This is a genomic window from Leucobacter sp. M11, assembly GCF_035726885.1.
In the GTDB taxonomy this organism is placed as follows: Bacteria; Actinomycetota; Actinomycetes; order Actinomycetales; family Microbacteriaceae; genus JAPFRB01.
In genome coordinates, this window is the sequence record NZ_JAPFRB010000003.1 from 77,578 (window position 1) to 78,128 (window position 551).

1 protein-coding gene is annotated in these 551 nt (G+C 75.0%); it reads right to left on the reverse strand.

All coding sequences use genetic code 11. From position 1 onward, the window contains the following. Positions 1-551, reverse strand: a 551-nt coding sequence (locus OOT08_RS08605; protein WP_325092219.1) for a zinc-binding dehydrogenase, incomplete at both ends; no start/stop codon positions are given.

Here is a 551-nt window from a genome sequence, read left to right on the forward strand (position 1 = left end):
CGAGCCACCCGCGGCGGCGAGCGCGACCGCCTCGTCGAGCTCGGCGAGCGGGAACTCCGCGCCGACGAGCTCACGGAACGGGTAGGCGTCGTACCGCTCGCTCAGGTAGCCGACGGCCTCGACGAGGTGCCGCGGCGTGTAGTTGTGCAGGCCGCGCACCGTGCGCAGGCCCCGCACCATCGATTCCGGGTCGAGCGGCACCGCGCCCACCGGGTGCACACTGCCGACGAGCACCGCGACTCCGCCGATGTCGAGCGCGTTGATCGCCTGGGTGACCGCGGCCGCGGAGCCCGAGGCCTCGATCGTCACCTGCGCGCCCTCGGCGGCCCCCAGCTCGGCCAGCGCACTGCGCAGGGATTCGGGGGCGTCCTCCGCCGCGGTGGGGTCAACGACCCGCCGCGCCCCGAAGCGCTCGGCAAGGCGGCGGCGGCCCTCGTCCGGGTCAGCCGCGATCACGGTCGCCCCGCGGTCGTTCGCGATCGCAATTGCGGTCAGGCCGACGAGTCCGGCGCCCGTGACGAGCACGGTCGCACCGTCGAGCTCGGTGATCT